The organism is Pseudonocardia tropica (genome assembly GCF_040105315.1).
In the GTDB taxonomy this organism is placed as follows: domain Bacteria; phylum Actinomycetota; class Actinomycetes; order Mycobacteriales; family Pseudonocardiaceae; genus Pseudonocardia; species Pseudonocardia alni.
Window position 1 is genome coordinate 204848 of the sequence record NZ_JBEDNP010000009.1, and the last position, 19693, is coordinate 224540.

Sequence of the window (19693 nt, forward strand, 5' to 3'; positions counted from 1 at the left end):
TGGTCTCCTTCTCGGTGGTCGTCGGGTGGGTCAGCCGGCGCGGGCCGGCGACGCGGCGGGGTCGGTGGCGGGGTCGGCGGCGGGATCGGCGCGGAACTCCAGGGCGGCGTCGAGCAGCCAGTCGGCGAGGTGGCCGGCGAACGAGCTGCGGACGTGGACGTCGAGGACCGCTCCCCCGTCGGAGTCGGCGGCGGCGTCGCGGGCCAGGAGGATCACGGCGGTCCGGCCGAGCAGCGTCTGGGCGCTGCGCCCGGCCGGGAACGAGCGGGGGTGCAGGTCCAGCGAGCAGCCGAAGGACAGCAGCTCGCGGGCCAGGCGGCCGCCGATCCGCAGCACGACGCGCTGGGCGGAGGTGTCGACCGCGGCCCCGCCCGCCTCCCCGGTGACGAGCGCGCGCAGCACCGCCTCGCCGACCGCGGCGTTCGGAGAGCGGCTGGTGACCAGCCACTCGTCGGGGCCGAGCCAGACGACCTCGCCGTCACCGGCGGCGACCCAGGTGTTCGCACCCGTCGGCAGCGCGGTGCCGAGCGCGGCGTCGACGCCGGCGCGGGCCGGGCCGGCCGGGTCGAGCCGCAGGGTGACCGACTGCGCGGTCGGCAGTACCTCGACCGAGAGGCCGCCGCCGGTGTCCCGGGCGAGACCGGCCAGTGCCGGGGCGTGCGCGTCGAGCGGGTGCGTGGTGGGCAGCTCAGCCGTCACGGCGGGCTCCTTCCGGGTCGACGAGGACGGGTCCGGTGATCTCGACCGGGACCAGCGCCCCCTGGTGCGGGACGTGCACGACGTCGCCGATGCGGTCGCGGCCGCCCGCGAGCAGGGCCAGGGCGAACGGCCGCGCCAGCTCCGCGGACAGGTAGCTGGAGGTGACGTGGCCGAGCATCGGGACCGGCGGCGGGGGCAGGGTGCCGTCGGGCGAGAACTCGACGATCTGCGCGCCCTCGGGCAGCCGGGTGCCGCGGTCGGTCGGGAGCAGCCCGACCAGGTGCTTGCGCATCGGGTCGGTGTTGGAGGCGCGGGCGAAGGAGCGCTTGCCGACGAAGTCGACCTTCTTCTTCGAGACCGCCCAGCTCATCCCCAGGTCGTGCGGGGAGACGGTGCCGTCGGTGTCCTGCCCGATGATCGGGTAGCCCTTCTCGGCGCGGAGCACGTGCATGGTCTCGGTGCCGTAGGGGGTGATGCCGTACGGCTCGCCGGCGGCGACCAGCCGCTCCCACACGGCGAGGCCGTACCGGGCGTCGACGTTCACCTCGAAGGCCAGCTCGCCGGAGAAGGAGATCCGGGCCAGCCGGACCGGGACGCCGTCGAGCTCGGTGTCGCGCCAGGTCATGAACTCGAACGCCGCGGCGGAGGCGTCGACACCGGGGAAGACCGCGGCGACCACGTCGCGCGAGCGGGGCCCGACGACCGGGAACACCGCCCAGTGCTCGGTGACCGACACGAGGTGCACCCGCAGGTGCCCGACCTCGGTCTGGCGCCAGTCCTCGAGGTGGTCGAGGACCGGGGCCGCACCGCCGGTGGTCGTGGTGAGCAGGAACCGGTCCTCGGCGATGCGCAGCACGGTGCCGTCGTCGACGACCATGCCGTCGTTGCCGCACATGACGCCGTAGCGGACGCGGCCGACCTTCAGGCTGCTCATCAGGTTCGTGTAGACGAGGTCGAGGAACTCCCCCGCGTCCGGCCCCTGGACGTCGATCGTGCCCAGGGTGGAGCCGTCCATGATCGCGACGTCGCGGCGGGCCGCGGCGCACTCCCGCAACACCGCGGCGTCGGAGTCCTCGCCGGCCCGCGGGAAGTGGCGGGGCCGCTTCCACTGGCCGACGTCGGTGAACACCGCGCCGTGCGCGACGTGCCACGGGTGCACCGCGGTGGTGCGGACCGGGTCGAACAGCTGCCCGCGCTCGCGGCCGGCGAGCGCGGCGAACGACACCGGGGTGTAGGGCGGACGGAACGTGGTGGTCCCGAGGTCGCCCGCCGGGCGGACCAGCAGCTCCGCGGTGATCCCGGAGGCGATGGTACCGGAGGTCTTCCCCTGGTCGTGGGCGGTGCCGATGGTGGTGTAGCGCTTCACGTGCTCCACCGAGCGGAGCCCGGCCCCGACGGCCCGCTCGATGTCGGCGACGGTCGCGTCCCGCGCGAGGTCGACGAACTGTCGCGAGGAGTCCCCCGCGGTGCGCCACAGCACCAGGCCGGGGGTGCGCGCGGGCTCCGGGGCGCAGCTCGGGGCGTCGCCGCCCGCGCCCTCGGCCAGGCAGCCCGCCAGGTCGAGGGTGCCGTTCGCGGCGCCGATCACCTCGGTGCCCGCGATGTCGGCGCCCGGCCGGAAGGCTCCCAGACCGGAGTCGTGGACCAGCTGTCCGCGCACGTGGCTGAACAGGTGCGCGGTGGGCGTCCAGCCGCCGGAGACCAGCAGCAGGTCGCAGGGCAGCACCTCGGTGGCCCCGCCGTCGGCGACGTGCGCGGCGCGGACCCGGCCGGCGTCGTCGGCGTCGGACCCGACGACGGTGGCCCCGGCGCGCAGGGTCACCCCGGCCTCGGTGCACTCCCGCGCCCGCTCGGCGGGCGGCGCGGTGCGGGCGTCGACGAGGGTGACGCGCGCCCCGGCCCCGGCCAGGTCGGCGGCGGCGAGGTAGGCGGCGTCGTCGGTGGTGAAGACGACGACCTCCCGCCCGGCGAGCACGCCGTAGCGGTGCAGGTAGTCCCGCGCCGCGGAGGCGAGCATGACGCCCGGCCGGTCGTTGTCGGCGAACACCACGGGGCGCTCGATCGCGCCGGCCGCGACGACGACCCGCCCGGCCCGGATCCGGTGCACCCGCTGGCGGGAGCGGTGGGTCGGGGCGGCAGCGCCGAGGTGGTCGGTGCCGATGCTCGTTCCGCCGGCTCCACTCGTGCGCCGCTCCAGGGCCAGGACGAACCCGTCGTCGTAGTGGCCGAAGGCGGTGGTGCGCTGCAGGTGGGTCACCTCGGGGTTCTCCGCGAGCTCGGCGACGACGTCGGCGACGAACCGGTGCGCGGCGCGGCCGTCGATCCGGTCGGTCGGGACCAGGGAGCCGCCGGCCTCCGGACGGTCGTCGACGAGCACCACGCGGTCGCCGCGGCGGGCCGCGGTGCGCGCGGCGAGCAGCCCGGCCGGGCCGGCGCCGATCACCAGGGTGTCGCAGTGGGCGTGGCGGCGGTCGTAGCGCGCGGTGTCGGGGACCGTCGCGAGCCGGCCCTGCCCGTGCAGGCCGCGGGCGACCAGACCGTCGTAGAGCTCGACGGTGGCGGCCTGCAGCATCGGTTCGGGGAACGGCTCCTCGATCTGCACGAGGCCGACCGGGTCCTCGGTCCAGGCCCCGCCGATGCCCCGCGGGCGGCCGAGCGCGACCGAGCCGCCCAGCACGGTGACCCCGTTCGCGAGCAGCGCGGAGGCCAGCGTGTCGCCCGGGTGGCCGGTGTGGGTGGTGCCGTCGACGACGAAGGTCAGGGTGCGGGTCCGGTCGACGCGACCGAAACCGTCGATGCGGGTCATGCGCGGGTCCCCGGGATCCGCGGCCGGGTCCCACCGATCGGGTAGACGGCGAGGAACCGGTAGGTGTGGGTGTCGCGGACGGCGTTGAACCAGCGCCGGCAGCCGGCGGAGTGGCTCCAGCGCTCGGCGAAGGGGCCCATCGGGTTGTCCCGGAAGAACACGTAGCGCGCCCACTGCTCGTCGTCGAGCTCGGCCGGCGCGGCCGGGTACTCGACGTGGGCCTGGCCGCCGTAGTGGAACTCGACCTCCTCGCGGGGGCCGCACCAGGGGCAGTCGATGAGTTGCACGTCGGGCTCCTGGGGGGTCAGTGGGCGACGCCGGCGGCGCCGTGCTCGTCCACGAGCGCGCCGGTGACGAACCGGTCGAGGGAGAACGGGGCGATGAGCGGGTGCAGCTCGCCGGTGGCGAGGGTGTGGGCCAGGCACCAGCCCAGCCCGGGCGTCACCTTGAAACCGCCGGTCCCCCACCCGGCGTTGACCAGCACGTTCGCGTACGGGGTGCGCCCCACGATCGGCGACGCGTCCGGCGTGACGTCGACGATGCCCGCCCAGCTGCGCAGCAGGTGCGCCCGCGCGAACACCGGGAACAGCTCGACCGCGGCGGCCATCTGGCGCTCGATGACGTGGAACGCGCCGCGCCGGCCGTAACCGTTGTAGGCGTCGACGCCGGCACCCATCACCAGCTCGCCCTTGTGCGCCTGCGAGACGTAGACGTGCACCGCGTTCGACATGACGATCGTCGGGTGCACCGGCTCCAGCAGCTCGGACACCAGCGCCTGCAGCGGGTGCGACTGCAGCGGGGTGTCCACGCCGAGCCGGTCGAGCAGGGTCGAGGTGTGCCCGGCCGCGCAGAGCGCGACCTGCCCGCACGCGATGTCGCCCCGTGTCGTCCGGATCCCGGTGACCCGGGCTGTGCCGTCCCCACCGCCGTCCTCGACCGAGCCCTCGGTGACGAAGTCCAGCACCTCGCAGTCCTGGATGAGGTCGACCCCGGCGGAGTCGGCGCGGCGGGCGAAGCCCCACGCGACGTAGTCGTGCTTGGCGATGCCGGCCCGGGGCTGGTAGGTCGCGCCGAGCACCGGGTAGCGGATGTCGTGCGAGACGTTGACGATCGGGCAGATCTTGGCGACGTCGTCGGGGCCGAGGTACTCGGCGTCGATCCCGTTGAGCTTGTTCGCCTCGACCCGGCGGACCGAGTCGCGCACGTCCTGCTCGGTGTGGGCGAGGTTCAGCACGCCGCGCTGGGAGAACAGGATCGGGTAGCCGAGGTCCTCCTCCAGCCCCTCCCACAGCGTCAGCGCGTGCTCGTAGACGAAGGCCGACTCGTCCAGGAGGTAGTTGGAGCGGATCAGCGTGGTGTTGCGGGCCATGTTGCCGCCGGCGAGCCACCCCTTCTCCAGCACCGCCACGTCGGTGATCCCGTGGTTGCGGACCAGGTAGTGGGCGGTGGCCAGCCCGTGCCCGCCGCCGCCGACGATGACCACGTCGTAGGAGCGCTTCGGCTCGGGGTTGCGCCACAGGGCGTCGGGGTGCTCGGGCAGGTGCGCCCCGGGGGGCGTGGTGCCGGCCTTCTGGGGGCTCATGCCGTCAGCTCCGGATAGAGGGGGTGGCGGTCGGCGAGCACGGCGACGCGGGCGGCGAGCTCGTCGAGCTCGGCGTCGCCCGCGGCGGGCCGCAGGGCGCGGGCGATGACGTCGGCGACCTCGGTGAAGTCCTCGGCACCGAAGCCGCGGGCGGCCGGCGCGGGGGTCCCGATCCGGACCCCGGAGCTCACCATCGGCGGGCGCGGGTCGAACGGGACGGCGTTGCGGTTGACGGTGATGCCGACCCGGTCCAGCCGGTCCTCCGCCTGCTTGCCGTCGAGCTCGGAGTCGCGCAGGTCGACCAGGACCAGGTGGACGTCGGTGCCGCCGGAGACCACGCCGACGCCGGGCTCGGCCAGCAGCCGCTCGGCGACGATCCGGGCGCCCTCCAGCGTGCGCTGCTGGCGCTCGGCGAACGCGGGCTCGCCGGCGAGCTTGAACGCGACGGCCTTGGCCGCGATCACGTGCTCCAGCGGGCCGCCCTGCTGGCCGGGGAAGACCTGGGAGTTGAGCGTCCTGGCGAACTCGCCGCGGGCCAGGATGATGCCGCCGCGCGGGCCGCCCAGGGTCTTGTGCGTGGTGCTGGTGACGATGTCGGCGTACGGCACCGGCGACGGGTGCAGCCCGGTCGCGACGAGGCCCGCGAAGTGCGCCATGTCGACCATCAGGTACGCGCCGACCGCGTCGGCGATCCGCCGGAACCCGGCGAAGTCGAGCTGCCGCGGGTAGGCCGACCAGCCGGCGACGATCAGCTTCGGGCGGCGCTCGTGGGCCAGGCGCTCCACCTCGGCCATGTCGACGCGGTGGTCCTCGGCGCGGACGTGGTAGGCGGCGACGTCGTAGAGGCGGCCGGAGAAGTTGAGCCGCATGCCGTGGGTGAGGTGCCCGCCGTGGGCCAGGTCGAGGCCCAGGATCGTGTCGCCCGGGTCGAGCAGCGCGGCCATGGCGGCGGCGTTGGCCTGGGCGCCGGAGTGCGGCTGGACGTTGGCGTAGTCGGCGCCGAACAGCGCCGTCACGCGGTCGATGGCGAGCTGCTCGATGACGTCGACGTGCTCGCAGCCGCCGTAGTAGCGGCGGCCGGGGTAGCCCTCGGCGTACTTGTTGGTGAGCACCGAGCCCTGCGCCTGCATGACGGCCAGCGGGGCGACGTTCTCGCTGGCGATCATCTCCAGGGTGCCGCGCTGGCGATCCAGCTCGGCGGCGACGGCCGCGTGCACCTCCGGGTCCACGTCGCGCAGCGTCCCGTCGAGGACCCCCGTCGCACCGCCCGACGGACCCCGATCCACGGTGGACGTCGTCATGGGCACCTCCAGATATCTTCTCCAGCAGACTGATATATCAACTGTCCGCGTTGAGCGTCGCACGGCACTCCCGGCAGGTCAAGAGGCTGGTCGTGGTCCGTGCGACCGGGCTGCGACCGGCCCCGGACACGCCTGCGGCGCAGGTCCGCACGGGACCTGCGCCGCTGGTGACGTGCCGGGTCAGCGGAGCCGCTTCGCCAGCTCCCGGCGCATCCGTCCGACGGGGCGGGGACGGTCGACGCCGAGCACGCCGACGGCCTCGCCCGCCGCGTTGAGGAACACGGCGAGGAACCCGCCGTCGGCCCCGGGGTCGCCGTCCTCGATCCGGACCGAGCCGTCCGCGGCCCGGTGTCCCGCGAACTGGATGCTGTGCCCGTACTGGTCGGACCAGAAGTAGGGCACCGCGTGGTGGACCGGCAGCGAGTGCCCGGTCCCGAGCATGGCCGCGGCCGCGACGGCCGGTTGCTGCAGCGCGTTGGTCCAGTGCTCCAGACGCAGCCGGGAGCCGGTGTAGTCGCGATGGGTGCTGGCGCAGTCCCCCACCGCGACGACGCCGGGCAGGTTCGTGCGGCCCGCGGCGTCGGTGACGACGCCGTCGTCGAGGTCGAGGCCGGAGCCCTCCAGCCACTCGACGTTCGGGATCGCGCCGATCCCGACCACGACGACGTCGGCGGGCAGCTCGCGGCCGTCGGAGAGCTCGACCCCGGTGACCCCGGGCGAGCCGACGAGCCGGGCCACCCCCGTCCCGAGGTGCAGCGGCACCCCGGCGGCGGTGTGCAGGCGGCCGCAGGCGGTGCCCATCTCGGGCCCGAGGGTCCGCTGCAGCGGCACCGGTGCGGCCTCGACGACCGTGACGTCCAGACCGAGGCGGTGCGCGGTCGAGGCGACCTCGGCCCCGACGAACCCGGCGCCGACCACCACCAGCCGCCGGCCCGGGACGAGGTCGGCGCGCAGGGCGCGGGCGTCGTCGAGGGTGCGCAGGGTGTGCACCCCGCCGGGCAGTTCGCCCGGCAGGGTCCGGGCGCGGGCGCCCGTGGCGAGGACGACGGCGTCGGCCGAGAGGGTCGAGCCGTCGTCGAGGGCGACGGTCCGGGTCGGACCGTCGAGGGCGAGTGCGGTGCGACCGAGGCGCCACTCGACGTCGAGGGCGGCGTCGTCGTCACCGGTCAGGGCGATGGCGTCCTCGTCGGAGCGTCCGGCGAGGAACTCCTTGGACAGCGGAGGGCGGTCGTAGGGGGCGTGCTTCTCGTCGCCGACGACCGTGATCGTCCCGGTGAAGCCCTGGGCGCGCAGGGCGCGCGCCGTGGCGAGGCCGGCGAGCGAGGCGCCGACGACCGTGACGTCGCGCATCAGGTACCGGCCCGTACGCCCGGGCGGACGCCGGTCGCGGCACCGGAGGCGGGGACCGACTCGACGACGTGGACCACACCGTCGGCGATCACGACCTGGTGCGTGCGGACGGGTGTCTTCGCGGGCGGGCCGCTCGGCATCCCGGTCCGCAGGTCGAAGCAGGCCGCGTGCAGCGGGCACTCCACCGCACAGTCCTCGAGCCATCCGTCGGACAGCGAGGCGTCCTGGTGGGTGCACGTGTCGTCGATGGCGTACAGGTCGCCGTCGACGTTGAAGACGGCGATGGGCACCGTCCCCTGAACACGAACGGACTCCCCGACGGGGATGTCGGACAGCTCGCCCACGAAGATCATGCTTCCTCCACTGTTGCCTATCGCGAAACTCGCCATGCCATACGCAACCGTATGGTGAGGCCGCAGGTCACGGCCGTCAATGAGCGATTTCCGGAGGGACCCGAGGAGGGGCGACGGCGTCACGACGTGGAAATGCGAGCGGCTGTCCCCGGTGACCGAATGACCCCGAGAACCGGCACCGGCACATTCCGGGCCATCCGTCGACGAAAGATATATCACTCGTGGACACGTGCCGCCACGGCCGCGAGGATGGTGGTGTGGCGTCGCCGCCCCGCCACGACGACGGGGCCGACCCGTCCGCCACGGAGGGGGACCCATGACCGACGGACCGCGCAGGCCCCGACGCCGCGGTCCGGTCGCGGTCGAGGAGGAGCGCACGGTCCGGCGGGCGGCCGCGGCGGCCTCGGTCGGCAACGTCGCCGAGTGGTACGACTTCGGCCTCTTCTCCTTCCTCTCCGCGGTGGTGCTCAACCGGGTCTTCTTCCCCGAGGCCGGCGAGTGGTCGCTGGTGCTGACGCTGGCGACGTTCGCGGCCGCGTTCGTCGTCCGGCCGCTCGGCGGGTTCGTGTTCGGCCCGCTCGGGGACCGGATCGGCCGCACCCGGGTGCTCGCGTTCACGGTCCTGCTGATGACCGTCGCGACGCTCGCGCTGGGCTTCGTGCCCTCCTACGGGACGGCCGGGATCGCCGCGCCGCTGCTGGTGCTGCTCGTCCGGATACTGCAGGGCTTCTCCGCGGGCGGGGAGTACACCGGTGCACTGACCCTGGTCGCGGAGTACGCGCCCGACCGCCGTCGCGGCTTCTTCGGCAGCTGGCTGGAGTTCGGCACGATCGCCGGCTACACCCTCGGCGCCGGCGTCTGCGGCGTGCTCGTCGCGGTGCTGCCCGAGGAGGACCTGCTCGCCTGGGGCTGGCGGATCCCGTTCCTGCTCGCCCTCCCCCTCGGGATCGCCGGCATCTACCTGCGGATGCGCCTGGAGGACACCCCGGCGTTCCGGCAGCTGATGGAGCGCTCCCCCGCGCTCGCGACGATGCCCTACCGGCGGGCGATGCAGATCCTGGTCCGCCGCTACCGGGCACCGGCCCTGGTGACCGCGGCGCTGGTGGTCGCCTGGAACGTCACCAACTACGTGCTGACCAACTACGTGCCCACCTACCTGACCGGGACGCTCCCCCGGCACGGCCGGCACGGCGCCTCCGGAGCCACCACCGGCGCCATGCTCGTCGCGGTCATGCTGGTCATGCTGTGCGCGATCACCGCGGTGGGCAGGCTCAGCGACCGGGTCGGCCGCAAACCGGTCCTGATGGTCACGAGCCTGGCCCTGGTGGCCGTCGGACTGCCCGCGGTCCGGCTGATGCACGACGGCACGATCGGCCAGTTCGTGGGCCTGCTGCTGATGGCCACGGTGCTGGTCGGCTTCGCCGCCGTGCTGCCGTCGACGCTGCCCGCACAGTTCCCGACGATGGTCCGCTACGGCGGCCTGGGTGTGGTGTTCAACCTGTCGGTGTCGCTGTTCGCGGGCACCGCACCGACGCTGATCGAGACCGCCGTGACCGCCACCGGCGACCTCGACTGGCCGGGGTACTTCCTCGTCGCCGCGGGCCTGGTCGGCGTGGTCGGCGTGGTGTTCCTGCCCGAGACCGCGGGCCGCCCGCTGGCCGGGGCGGCACCGCTGACCTCCAGCGCGGACCTGCCCCCGCCGCCGACGTCGGCCGACGGCGTCCCGCTCGAGCAGCCGTACGACCACACGCACTGACCCACCACACCGGCCCACCCGCGCCGGTACGGACCGCCCGGCGCCCGTCTCTTGGCACGATTGATATATCAATCTAACATCGTCGGCATGACCAGAGCCCGGCGTGGATCGGAGCGACCGTGAGCATCTCCGTGTTCGACCTGTTCACGGTCGGGATCGGGCCCTCGAGCTCGCACACCGTGGGCCCGATGCGGGCCGCGGGCCGGTTCGTCGCGCGGCTCGCCGCCTCGGGCGGGCTGTCCCGTACCGCGTCGGTGCGGGTCGAGCTGTTCGGCTCCCTCGGCGCGACCGGGCACGGCCACGGCAGTGTGAAGGCCGTCGTGCTCGGGCTCGCCGGGCAGGAACCGCACCTCGTCGACCCGGCCGGGGCCGACCCGATGGTCGCCGACGTCCGTGCCGAGGGCCGGATCCGCCTCGGCGGGATCCACGAGATCACCTTCGCCCCCGACGACGACGTGGTCCTGCACCGCGACCGCCGGCTCGACTTCCACGCCAACGGCATGCTGCTGCAGGCCTTCGACGCCGACGGCGCCGTCCTGGACGAGCGCGAGTACTACTCGGTCGGCGGCGGCTTCGTACTCGACTCCGACGAGGCGGGCCACCCCGTCCTGGTGGAGGACGCGACCCCCGTTCCCCACCCCTTCACCACCGGGGACGAGCTGCTCGGTCTCACCCGCGCCCACGGCCTGTCGATCTCCGACGTCATGCTGGCCAACGAGCTGTCCCGGCGCACCGAGGACGTGGTGCGCCGCGAGCTGCTGCACCTCTGGTCGGTGATGCGGGAGTGCGTCGAGCGCGGCACCCGCACCGGCGGCACGCTGCCCGGCGGGCTGAAGGTCCGGCGCCGGGCGATGGCGCTGCGCGAGCGGCTGGAGTCCGCGACCGGCGAGCCCGACGCACTGCACGCGATGGAGTGGGTGACGCTCTACGCCCTCGCGGTCAACGAGGAGAACGCGGCGGGTGGCCGCGTCGTCACCGCCCCCACCAACGGCGCCGCCGGGATCGTCCCGGCCGTGCTGCACTACGCCGAGCGCTTCCTGCCCGGCTTCGACGACGACTCCGTCGTCCGGTTCCTGCTCACCGCGGGCGCGGTCGGGCTGCTGTTCACGGAGAACGCCTCGATCTCCGGTGCCGAGGTCGGCTGCCAGGGCGAGGTCGGGTCGGCCTGCGCGATGGCGGCCGCCGGGCTCGCGGAGATCATGGGCGCCACCCCGGAGCAGGTCGAGAACGCCGCCGAGATCGGCATCGAGCACAACCTCGGGCTGACCTGCGACCCGGTCGGCGGGCTCGTGCAGATCCCGTGCATCGAGCGCAACGCGGTCGCCTCGATCAAGGCCATCACCGCGGCGCGGATGTCGGCGCACGGCGACGGGATGCACCACGTCTCGCTGGACAAGGCCATCACGACGATGCGGGAGACGGGCGCGGACATGAAGGACAAGTACAAGGAGACCGCCCGCGGTGGTCTCGCCCTGAACATCGTCGAGTGCTGAGCCGTGCTCCACGGACAGGACGAGCCGGCGCGGTTCCCGCTGTCGCGGCCGGACCGCGCGGCCGTCCCGCAGGGGCAGCAGGCATGACGATCACCGAGGACGTGTTCGTGGACTTCGACAGCCCGCGGTCGCTGGCCGACCGGGCCTACGTGGCCATCCGGGACCAGCCGATCGTGCTGGAGATCCCGCCGCCGGCCCCGATCCGCTACTACCACCTGGCCACGCGGATCCACTGCCTGTTCCTGGACCGCATGGACCAGGTCGGCCACCACGTGCACGAGCACGGGGCGCTGCTGACCGGCGATCGCCGACGGCGACGCCGACCGCGCCGAGGCCGTCAGCCGCGACCACGTCGTCGGCTTCGAGACCGCCGTCCGCGCGGTCCTCTGAACCCGCTGCCCTCCACCGGACGGAACCACTGTGCCGCAGCGTGCCCCGGTGAGGCCGGCGTGGGGATCCGGGCCTGCGGGGTCTGCCACACCGACCTGCACGACAAGCTCGGCCGCGCCGGCCCACCCGTCGCGATGCAGCTCAGCGGGGTGTGGAGATCCACGACTCCCGCCGAGCTGCACCGCGATGCATCGTGACGAGGTCAGTCCCGGAAGCGGAACGGGGCGAGCCTCTCCGCGAGGAGGACCGGGTCGCCGTCCTCACGCGGGGCGTGGTGGAAGCCCTCGGCCTCGGCCAGACCGATGAGCTCGCGGTCGTGGAACAGGCCGCAGACGTAGCGGACGGTGTCCTCGCCGATCTCGGTGACCGCGACGCGCATCTGGTAGATGCCCGGGTAGTGCACCTCCGAGAGGTACTGCACCGACAGCGTCGACGGGGAGAGCCCGTCGAGCGGGCCGCCCGCGGGGTAGCCCAGCACGTCGGAGTGCAGCTCGGCGAGGCCGTCGAGGTACCAGGAGGCCAGCGCGACGTTGTTGACGTGGCGGTTGGTGTCGAGGTCGGTGAAGCGGGTGCGGACGTCCCAGCGGAACGGGTAGTTCTCGCGGACGGCGCGGGCGTCGCCGCGCTCGGGACGGACCGGGGCGGGGGCCTCGACGCGCAGGGCCGTCAGCGCGCCGTGGACCTCGTCGGTCAGCGGGGCCGGGGCGTCGCCGTCGGTGTGCACCGAGGTGGACTCGCCGGTGGCGACGCACTCGTCGCCGGCGAAGACCGCGTACCGGTAGGAGAACGACGTGGTGCCGATGTGGCTGACACCGACGCCGATCCGGTAGGAGCCGGTGACCCGCAGCGGGGCCAGCACGTCGACCCGGATGGCGGCGAGCAGCAGCCGTACGCGGGACTGCAGGCGGGCGACCAGGTCGGCGCCGAAGGTGTCGCGCTCGACGGCGACGCGGGCGTCCTCGAACCAGCGCACCAGGGCGTCGCGGCCGATCCGGCGGCTCGGGTCGAGGTCGGCGTAGCGGGCCTCGTGCTCGATCAGCACCGGGAACATCCCCGGCTCGGGCACGGTCGGCGTCGTGATGGTTGCTGTCACCCCCCCATCGTGACGCTGTGTCGCCGCTCACCGGCAACCGGCCGTCCGACATCACACCCGGTGAGCTGCCCGGGCACACCGGGTGCGCGGTCCCGGGTGCCGGGCGGCACGGTCACGGCCGGGCCCGTCGGAGGTGCTCGGTAACCTGCCTGACGTGCCTCCCCCCTCACCGGCCCCCGTGCGGACCCAGGACCTGCCCGGTGTGCACGAGCTGCTCGAGGTGGCCGTCACCTCGGTCGGCGGGTCGCGCCGCGAGGGCCAGGACCGGATGGCCGACGCGGTGCGCCGCTCGCTGTCGTCCGGGGAGCACCTGGCCGTGCAGGCGGGCACCGGCACCGGCAAGTCGCTGGCCTACCTCGTGCCCGCGATCCGGCACGCGATCGCCCGCGACACCACGGTCGTCGTCTCGACGGCGACGATCGCGCTCCAGCGCCAGCTCGTGGACCGGGACCTGCCGCGCGTCGCGAAGAGCCTGAGGAAGGTGCTCGGCCGCGAGCCCACCTTCGCCATCCTCAAGGGGCGGCGGAACTACCTGTGCATGAACAAGCTGCACGGCGACATGGGGGACACGACCGACGATTCCGAGGAACTGTTCGACGCGTTCGCCATCTCGGCGCTCGGGCGGCAGGTGAAGCGGCTGCACGAATGGTCGTCGGACACCGGGACCGGGGACCGCGACGAGCTGGTCCCCGGCGTCCCGGACTCCGCGTGGCGGCAGGTGTCGGTGACGGCGCGGGAGTGCCTCGGCGCGAGCCGCTGCCCGGTCGGCGAGGACTGCTTCGCCGAGAAGGCCAAGGCCGAGGCGGGGCGGGCGGACATCGTCGTCACCAACCACGCCCTGCTCGCGATCGACGCGATGGGCGAGGCACAGGTGCTGCCCGAGCACGACGTGGTGATCGTCGACGAGGCGCACGAGCTGGTGGACCGGGTCACCGGCGCGGCCACCGCCGAGCTGACCGCGGGCGCCGTCGCGACCGCGGCCCGGCGCTGCGGCAAGCTCGTGGACCAGGACACCGCGGACCGGCTCGCGGAGGCCGGTGAGGGTCTCGCCGCGGTGCTGGAGGACATGGCTCCCGGGCGCTGGGAGTCGCTGAGCACCGCCGCCGCGGGCGCACTGAACGCGATCCTGTCGGCCGGGGCGGGCTGCCGGCAGTCGATGGGCGCGAACAAGCGCAGCGACGACGCCGACCCCGAGGGCGCCGCCGCCCGCAAGCTCGCCCAGGCCGTGCTCGACGAGGTCGTCGACACCGCCGCGCGGCTGCTGGAGACGTTCACCGAGACCGACGCGGCCACGCGCCGCGACGTCGTCTGGCTGGGTGAGCAGGGGCCCGACGGTTCCCGCCACAAGGTGCTGCGGGTCGCGCCGCTGTCGGTCGGCGGGCTGCTGCGCGAGCGGCTGTTCAACACCCGCACCACCGTGCTGACCTCGGCGACGCTGGCCCTGGGCGGGTCGTTCGACGCGCTGGCCCGGCAGTGGGGCCTGCCCGCGTCGCAGCCCAGGGAGGCCGGGTCCACCCCGCCGTCGAGCGTCGACGAGGGGCACGGTCCGGTGCAGGACCCGGAGGCGCCGCGCTGGCAGGGCCTCGACGTCGGGTCCCCGTTCGCGCACGCCAAGTCCGGGATCCTCTACCTCGCCCGGCGGCTGCCCAGCCCCGGCCGCGACGGCCTCGCGCCGGAGACGCTGAGGGAGATCGAGGGACTCGTGCGCGCCGCCGGGGGCCGCACGCTGGGCCTGTTCTCCTCCACCCGCGCGGCGAAGCAGGCCACCGAGGCGCTGCGCGGCACGCTCGACACCCCCCTGCTGTGCCAGGGCGAGGACTCCACGATGTTGCTGGTCAAGCGGTTCGCCGAGGACCCGGAGACCTCGCTGTTCGGCACGCTGTCGCTGTGGCAGGGCGTCGACGTGCCCGGCCCGTCGCTGTCCTGCGTGATCATCGACCGGATCCCGTTCCCGCGCCCGGACGACCCGCTGATCGCGGCCCGGCAGAAGGCCACCGACGCGCGCGGCGGGAACGGCTTCCTGTCCGTGTCGGCGACGCACGCGGCGCTCCTGCTCGCCCAGGGCGCCGGGCGGCTGCTGCGCGCCACCGACGACCGCGGCGTCGTCGCGATCCTGGACCCGCGGATCGCGACCGCGCGCTACGGCGGCTTCCTGCGGGCGAGCCTGCCCCCGTTCTGGGAGACCACCGACCGGGAGAAGGTGCACGGCGCGCTGCGCCGGCTGCGCGGGTCCTCGTGACCGGCTCCACACGGCGGACGGGCCTCGTCCCGAGATAGGTTGTGCGCAACCAATCGAGTCCGGAGGAGCACCCATGGCGAACTACACGACCGAGGCCACCTCGACCGGCGGTGGCCGCGACGGCCACATCCGCAGCGACGACGGCTTCATCGACCAGGACCTGACGATGCCGCCGGAGCTGGGCGGTCCCGGGGGCGCCACCAACCCCGAGCAGCTGTTCGCCGCGGCCTACGCGGCCTGCTTCCACGGTGCGCTGCGGCTGGCCGCCCGCGAGTCCAAGACCGCCGTCCCCGACGACACCCAGGTCACCGCCACCATCCAGCTGGCGCCCGACGACGTCAGCTTCCACGTGGCCGCCGACATCACCGCGCACCTGCCGGGCCTGGACCAGGCGGCCGCGGACGAGCTCGTCGAGGCCGCCCACCAGGTGTGCCCGTACTCCAAGGCCACCCGCGGCAACGTCGAGGTCACCCTCACCGCGACCGTCTGACCCGCAGCGCCGACACCGACAGGTACAGGCCGGTGGGGTGCACGGTGTCGAGCACCCCACCGCGGCCGGGCGCGGCCTCGGCCGCGGCGCAGGTCCCGCCGGACACCCGGCGCGTGCGGACGGGCCCGTCGACGAACCGGTGCACGACGAGCTCGTCGCCGGTCGGCACGTCGGCGGCGGTGCCGTCGTGCAGCGCCCGCACCGCTGGTCGGTGCCGACCCGGCGGTCGAACGCCGTCCCGGGGCCGGGCCGCGGCACGACGGTGTCGAACGGGCCGGTCGGGCCGCCGTCGTCGGTGGCGGCGGAGCCGGACTCCTCGGCCCGCCGGACCCGGTGGATCACCGCCCGGCGGTCCCGGCACACGCGGCCCGGGCCAGCGCGAGGCAGGTCATGGTCCCCGGGTCGACCTCGGTGAAGCCGGCGTCGCGCACCCCGACCACCCCGTCGGCGCCGTCGTCGGCGGCCGGGCACAGCCGGTCCCAGGTGGCACGGTCCGCGGTCCGCACCGCGCACACCGGCGCCGCGCCGACCGGCCAGCCGAGGGCCGCGCCGAGCAGCATCGTGGCGTGCCCGACCTGCGCGGCGGCCTTGCCGACGGTCATCCGCGCGTGCGGGGACAGCAGCACCAGCGGGGCGTCGGGGTCGGGCGGGCCCGGCTCGTCGACGGGCAGCTCGGTGCCGCCGATCTGCAGCCGCGAGACCACCTTGGGGACCTCGTCGACCGGACCGGGCAGCAGCGCGCGGGCCTCGGCGTCGCCGACCCGCACCGTCACGCCGGGCAGCTCCTGGACCGCGCGCCAGTGCGCGCCGCGCGCCCGGCGGGCGATCTTGCGGATGCGCCCGTCCACCCAGGGTGCGACGGCGTCGGACCACTCGCCGGCGGGCTGGGCCCGCGGGTCGGTGCAGACGGCGACCGCGGCCGTCGCGGCGGCCTCCAGCAGCGCGGTGCGTCCGGGGAGCGGGTCGCGCTCGATCCGCAGCACGACCGGCATCGCGCGGACGACGCCGTCGGCCTCCGGCGCGATGTCGCGCTTCCGCGCCCCGGCCCCGTAGCGGCCCGCGAGCAGGTCCAGCAGCGGTGCGGGACCGGTCACGCCAGCGGGACCCGGCGGAGCACACCCTCGGCGGCGTCGGCGGCCTCGACCTCGGTGCGGGTGATGCCCAGGACGAACAGCACGACGTCGAGGTAGGGCACAGACACCGAGGTGTCGGCGATCTCGCGCAGGGCCTGCTTGGCGTTGAACGCCACCCCTAGCCCGGCGGTGGAGAGCATGTCGATGTCGTTCGCGCCGTCGCCGACCGCGACGGTCTGGTCGAGCGGGATGTCGTGGGTCTCGGCGAACCGGCGCAGTGCGACGGCCTTCCCGGCCCGGTCGACGACCTCGCCGACGACCCGCCCGGTGAGCCGCCCCCCGGAGATCTCCAGCTCGTTCGCGGCGACGAAGTCGAGCTTGAGCTCGCGGGCGAGGCCGGCGATGACCTGGGTGAACCCGCCCGAGACGACGCCACAGCGGTAGCCGAGGCGGCGCAGCGTGCGGATCGTGGTGCGGGCGCCGGGGGTCAGCTCGATCTCGGCCGCCACCTCGTCGACGACCGAGGCGGGCAGCCCCTCCAGCGCGGCGACGCGGCGGGTCAGCGACTCGGTGAAGTCGAGCCGGCCCGCCATGGCCTCGTCGGTGACCCGCCGGACCTCGGCCTCGACGTCGGCCCCGGCGCGGGCGGCCAGCATCTCGATGACCTCGCCCTGGATCAGGGTGGAGTCGACGTCGAACACGATGAGCCGCTTGCTGCGCCGGGCCAGCCCGGCCCGGGCCACCGCGACGTCGACGCCCGCCTGCCGGGCCACCCGGACCAGCCGCCTGCGCAGCGTGCCGGGCGGGTAGGCGTCGGCGTCGCCCTCGGGGACCGGGGAGACGAGCAGTTCCAGCCCGGTCACCGGGTAGTCGGCGACCCGGCGGATGGAGTCGATGTTGGCGCCGACCGCGGCGAGCTCCGCGGCGATCGCGCCGAACGCGCGGGCCGTGATCGGCCTGCCCAGCACCGTGACGACGTGCGACGACGGCGTCCGCGCGGCCTGCCGGCCGTCGCGCTGGATCTCGATGTGCACGGTCATGGCGATGGAGTCCATCGCCGCACCGACCGTGTCCTGCAGGTCCTCCGGGTCCCCCGCCGGCACGACGAGCGCGCCGAGGGTGAGCCGGCCGTTCACCACGACCTGCTCCAGGTCGAGCAGCTCGACGCCGGCCGCGGTGAGGGCGGTGAACAGGACGGAACTGACACCAGGCCGGTCCGGCCCGGTCACCGTGACGAGCACGGTGGGCCGGGCCGGACCGGGGAGTTCTGGGACCACTACTTCGACTTGGGGTCGCTGTCCGGCTGCGACTCCTTGCCGACCGACTGCGCGAGGACCTCGCTCGGGTGTGCCCGGTTGCCGACGTGCGCCTCGGCGCGCGCCTTCTCGACCAGGTGCGGGTAGTGCAGGTCGAACGCCGGGCGCTCGGAGCGGATCCGGGGCAGCTCGGTGAAGTTGTGCCGCGGCGGCGGGGACGAGGTCGCCCACTCGAGCGAGTTGCCGAAGCCCCACGGGTCGTCGACGGCGCAGACCCGGCCGAACCGGTAGCTCTTGAACACGTTGTAGAAGAACGGCAGCGTCGAGGCACCGAGGATGAACGCGCCGATCGAGGAGATCGTGTTCAGCGTGGTGAAGCCGTCCGAGGGCAGGTAGTCCGCGTAGCGACGCGGGTAGCCCTCGTTGCCCAGCCAGTGCTGCACCAGGAACGTCAGGTGGAACCCGACGAAGGTCAGCCAGAAGTGGATCTTGCCGAGCTTCTCGTCGAGGAACCGGCCGGTCATCTTCGGGAACCAGAAGTAGATCCCGCCGAAGGTCGCGAACACGATCGTGCCGTAGAGCACGTAGTGGAAGTGCGCGACGACGAAGTAGGTGTCCGACACGTGGAAGTCCACCGGCGGCATCGCGAGCAGGATGCCGGTCAGACCGCCGAAGAGGAACGTGACCAGGAAGCCGACCGAGAACAGCATCGGCGTCTCGTAGGTGATCTTGCCCTTCCACAGGGTGCCGATCCAGTTGACGAACTTGACGCCCGTCGGGATGGCGATGAGGAACGTGGTGAAGGCGAAGAACGACAGCATGATCGCGCCGGTGGCGTACATGTGGTGCGCCCACACCGCGACCGACAGCGCCGCGATGGCGATGGTGGCGAAGACCAGGCCCTTGTAGCCGAACAGCGGCTTGCGGGAGAACACCGGGAAGATCTCCGAGACGATGCCGAAGAACGGCAACGCGACGATGTAGACCTCCGGATGGCCGAAGAACCAGAACAGGTGCTGCCAGAGCACCACCCCACCGTTGGCCGGGTTGAAGATCTGCGCACCGAGGTGGCGGTCCGCGGCCAGCGCCAGCAGCGCGGCGGTCAGGATCGGGAACGCGATCAGCACCAGCAGCGCGGTGATGAAGATGTTCCAGGTGAAGATCGGCATCCGGAACATCGTCATGCCCGGCGCCCGCATGCAGACGATGGTCGTCACGAAGTTGACGCCACCGAGGATCGTGCCCAGACCCGAGACGACCAGGCCCATGATCCAGAGGTCACCGCCCGGCCCCGGCGAACGCACCGCGTCCGACAGCGGGGTGTAGGCGAACCAGCCGAAGTCCGCCGCGCCGCCCGGGGTCAGGAAGCCGGAGACGACGATGAGGCCGCCGAACAGGTACAGCCAGTACGAGAACGAGTTGAGCCGCGGGAACGCGACGTCGGGGGCACCGATCTGCAGCGGCACGATGTAGTTCGCGAAACCGAAGACGATCGGCGTCGCGAACAGCAGCAGCATGATCGTGCCGTGCATCGTGAACAGCTGGTTGTACTGCTCGGTCGACAGGAACTGCAGCTCCGGCCGTGCGAGCTCGGCGCGGATCAGCAGCGCCATGACCCCGCCGACGGCGAAGAAGCCGAACGACGTCGTCAGATAGAGGATCGCGATGTCCTTCGGGTCCGTCGTCCTCAACATCTTGAGGAACGTGGATCCCTTGCCCTCGCGCCGCGCCGGATACGGGCGCGTCGAGATCGGCTTGGGCTCGACGGCTGTCACCTGGGCCTCCATGCACTTGCCTGACCTGAGCACGTCC

The 19693-nt window shown here is 73.7% G+C and carries 17 protein-coding genes; 5 read left to right on the forward strand and 12 right to left on the reverse strand.

Annotation, left to right across the window (positions count from 1 at the left end; genetic code table 11):
- Positions 1-30 precede the first annotated feature (30 nt).
- The 7 genes from WHI96_RS16880 to WHI96_RS16910 all read right to left on the reverse strand — a co-directional run bounded on the left by WHI96_RS16880 (position 31) and on the right by WHI96_RS16910 (position 8091).
- On the reverse strand, positions 31-699 hold the full coding sequence (locus WHI96_RS16880) for a sarcosine oxidase subunit gamma (RefSeq protein WP_345645877.1): 669 nt from the start codon (positions 697-699) through the stop codon (positions 31-33).
- The gene (locus WHI96_RS16885; RefSeq protein WP_345645880.1) at positions 689-3505 is read right to left on the reverse strand and encodes a 2Fe-2S iron-sulfur cluster-binding protein; all 2817 of its coding nucleotides are present in this window, start codon (positions 3503-3505) and stop codon (positions 689-691) included. The genes WHI96_RS16880 and WHI96_RS16885 overlap by 11 nt, the downstream gene beginning before the upstream one ends.
- Positions 3502-3792, reverse strand: coding sequence for a sarcosine oxidase subunit delta (locus WHI96_RS16890; RefSeq protein ID WP_345645883.1), 291 nt, complete (start codon positions 3790-3792; stop codon positions 3502-3504). Before WHI96_RS16890 ends, WHI96_RS16885 begins: the two co-directional genes overlap by 4 nt.
- A gap of 17 nt (positions 3793-3809) precedes the next feature.
- Positions 3810-5087, reverse strand: coding sequence for a sarcosine oxidase subunit beta family protein (locus WHI96_RS16895; protein ID WP_345645886.1), 1278 nt, complete (start codon positions 5085-5087; stop codon positions 3810-3812).
- Positions 5084-6388 (reverse strand): serine hydroxymethyltransferase, encoded by a 1305-nt coding sequence (gene glyA / locus WHI96_RS16900; RefSeq protein WP_345645889.1) that lies wholly within the window; start codon positions 6386-6388, stop codon positions 5084-5086. Before glyA ends, WHI96_RS16895 begins: the two co-directional genes overlap by 4 nt.
- 180 nt (positions 6389-6568) lie before the next feature.
- Positions 6569-7738, reverse strand: coding sequence for an NAD(P)/FAD-dependent oxidoreductase (locus WHI96_RS16905; RefSeq protein WP_345645892.1), 1170 nt, complete (start codon positions 7736-7738; stop codon positions 6569-6571).
- Positions 7738-8091 (reverse strand): bifunctional 3-phenylpropionate/cinnamic acid dioxygenase ferredoxin subunit, encoded by a 354-nt coding sequence (locus tag WHI96_RS16910; protein WP_208825742.1) that lies wholly within the window; start codon positions 8089-8091, stop codon positions 7738-7740. Before WHI96_RS16910 ends, WHI96_RS16905 begins: the two co-directional genes overlap by 1 nt.
- Before the next feature lie 316 nt (positions 8092-8407).
- On the opposite strand from WHI96_RS16910, the gene WHI96_RS16915 reads away from it, so the two are divergent.
- The 3 genes from WHI96_RS16915 to WHI96_RS16925 all read left to right on the forward strand — a co-directional run bounded on the left by WHI96_RS16915 (position 8408) and on the right by WHI96_RS16925 (position 11927).
- Complete coding sequence (locus WHI96_RS16915; protein ID WP_345645899.1) at positions 8408-9847, forward strand: MFS transporter; 1440 nt, start codon at positions 8408-8410, stop codon at positions 9845-9847.
- Between the two features lie 119 nt (positions 9848-9966).
- On the forward strand, positions 9967-11340 hold the full coding sequence (locus WHI96_RS16920; RefSeq protein WP_345645902.1) for an L-serine ammonia-lyase: 1374 nt from the start codon (positions 9967-9969) through the stop codon (positions 11338-11340).
- Positions 11341-11423: 83 nt separating this feature from the next.
- Positions 11424-11927 (forward strand): hypothetical protein, encoded by a 504-nt coding sequence (locus WHI96_RS16925; RefSeq protein ID WP_345645905.1) that lies wholly within the window; start codon positions 11424-11426, stop codon positions 11925-11927.
- Between the two features lie 5 nt (positions 11928-11932).
- Here the strand turns inward: WHI96_RS16925 and WHI96_RS16930 are convergent, their stop codons facing one another.
- Entirely contained in the window at positions 11933-12823 is an 891-nt protein-coding gene (locus tag WHI96_RS16930) for a thioesterase family protein (RefSeq protein ID WP_345645907.1), read from the reverse strand.
- A gap of 145 nt (positions 12824-12968) precedes the next feature.
- On the opposite strand from WHI96_RS16930, the gene WHI96_RS16935 reads away from it, so the two are divergent.
- Both WHI96_RS16935 and WHI96_RS16940 read left to right on the forward strand, forming a co-directional pair.
- Positions 12969-15062, forward strand: coding sequence for an ATP-dependent DNA helicase (locus tag WHI96_RS16935; RefSeq protein WP_425571606.1), 2094 nt, complete (start codon positions 12969-12971; stop codon positions 15060-15062).
- 73 nt (positions 15063-15135) lie between these two features.
- Positions 15136-15552: an organic hydroperoxide resistance protein gene (locus tag WHI96_RS16940; RefSeq protein WP_345645910.1), complete on the forward strand. Its 417-nt coding sequence runs from the start codon at positions 15136-15138 to the stop codon at positions 15550-15552.
- On the opposite strand, the gene WHI96_RS16945 is transcribed toward WHI96_RS16940, so the two are convergent.
- The 4 genes from WHI96_RS16945 to ctaD all read right to left on the reverse strand — a co-directional run bounded on the left by WHI96_RS16945 (position 15536) and on the right by ctaD (position 19656).
- Entirely contained in the window at positions 15536-15754 is a 219-nt protein-coding gene (locus WHI96_RS16945; RefSeq protein ID WP_345645913.1) for a hypothetical protein, read from the reverse strand. The two genes, WHI96_RS16940 and WHI96_RS16945, sit on opposite strands and share 17 nt — an antisense overlap.
- A gap of 136 nt (positions 15755-15890) precedes the next feature.
- A complete protein-coding gene (locus tag WHI96_RS16950) occupies positions 15891-16646 on the reverse strand; it encodes an aminoacyl-tRNA hydrolase (protein WP_345645916.1) in 756 nt (251 codons plus the stop codon).
- Positions 16643-17854, reverse strand: coding sequence for a phosphoserine phosphatase SerB (gene serB, locus WHI96_RS16955; RefSeq protein WP_425571602.1), 1212 nt, complete (start codon positions 17852-17854; stop codon positions 16643-16645). Before serB ends, WHI96_RS16950 begins: the two co-directional genes overlap by 4 nt.
- Before the next feature lie 47 nt (positions 17855-17901).
- The gene (gene ctaD, locus WHI96_RS16960; RefSeq protein ID WP_345645919.1) at positions 17902-19656 is read right to left on the reverse strand and encodes an aa3-type cytochrome oxidase subunit I; all 1755 of its coding nucleotides are present in this window, start codon (positions 19654-19656) and stop codon (positions 17902-17904) included.
- Positions 19657-19693: the final 37 nt, after the last annotated feature.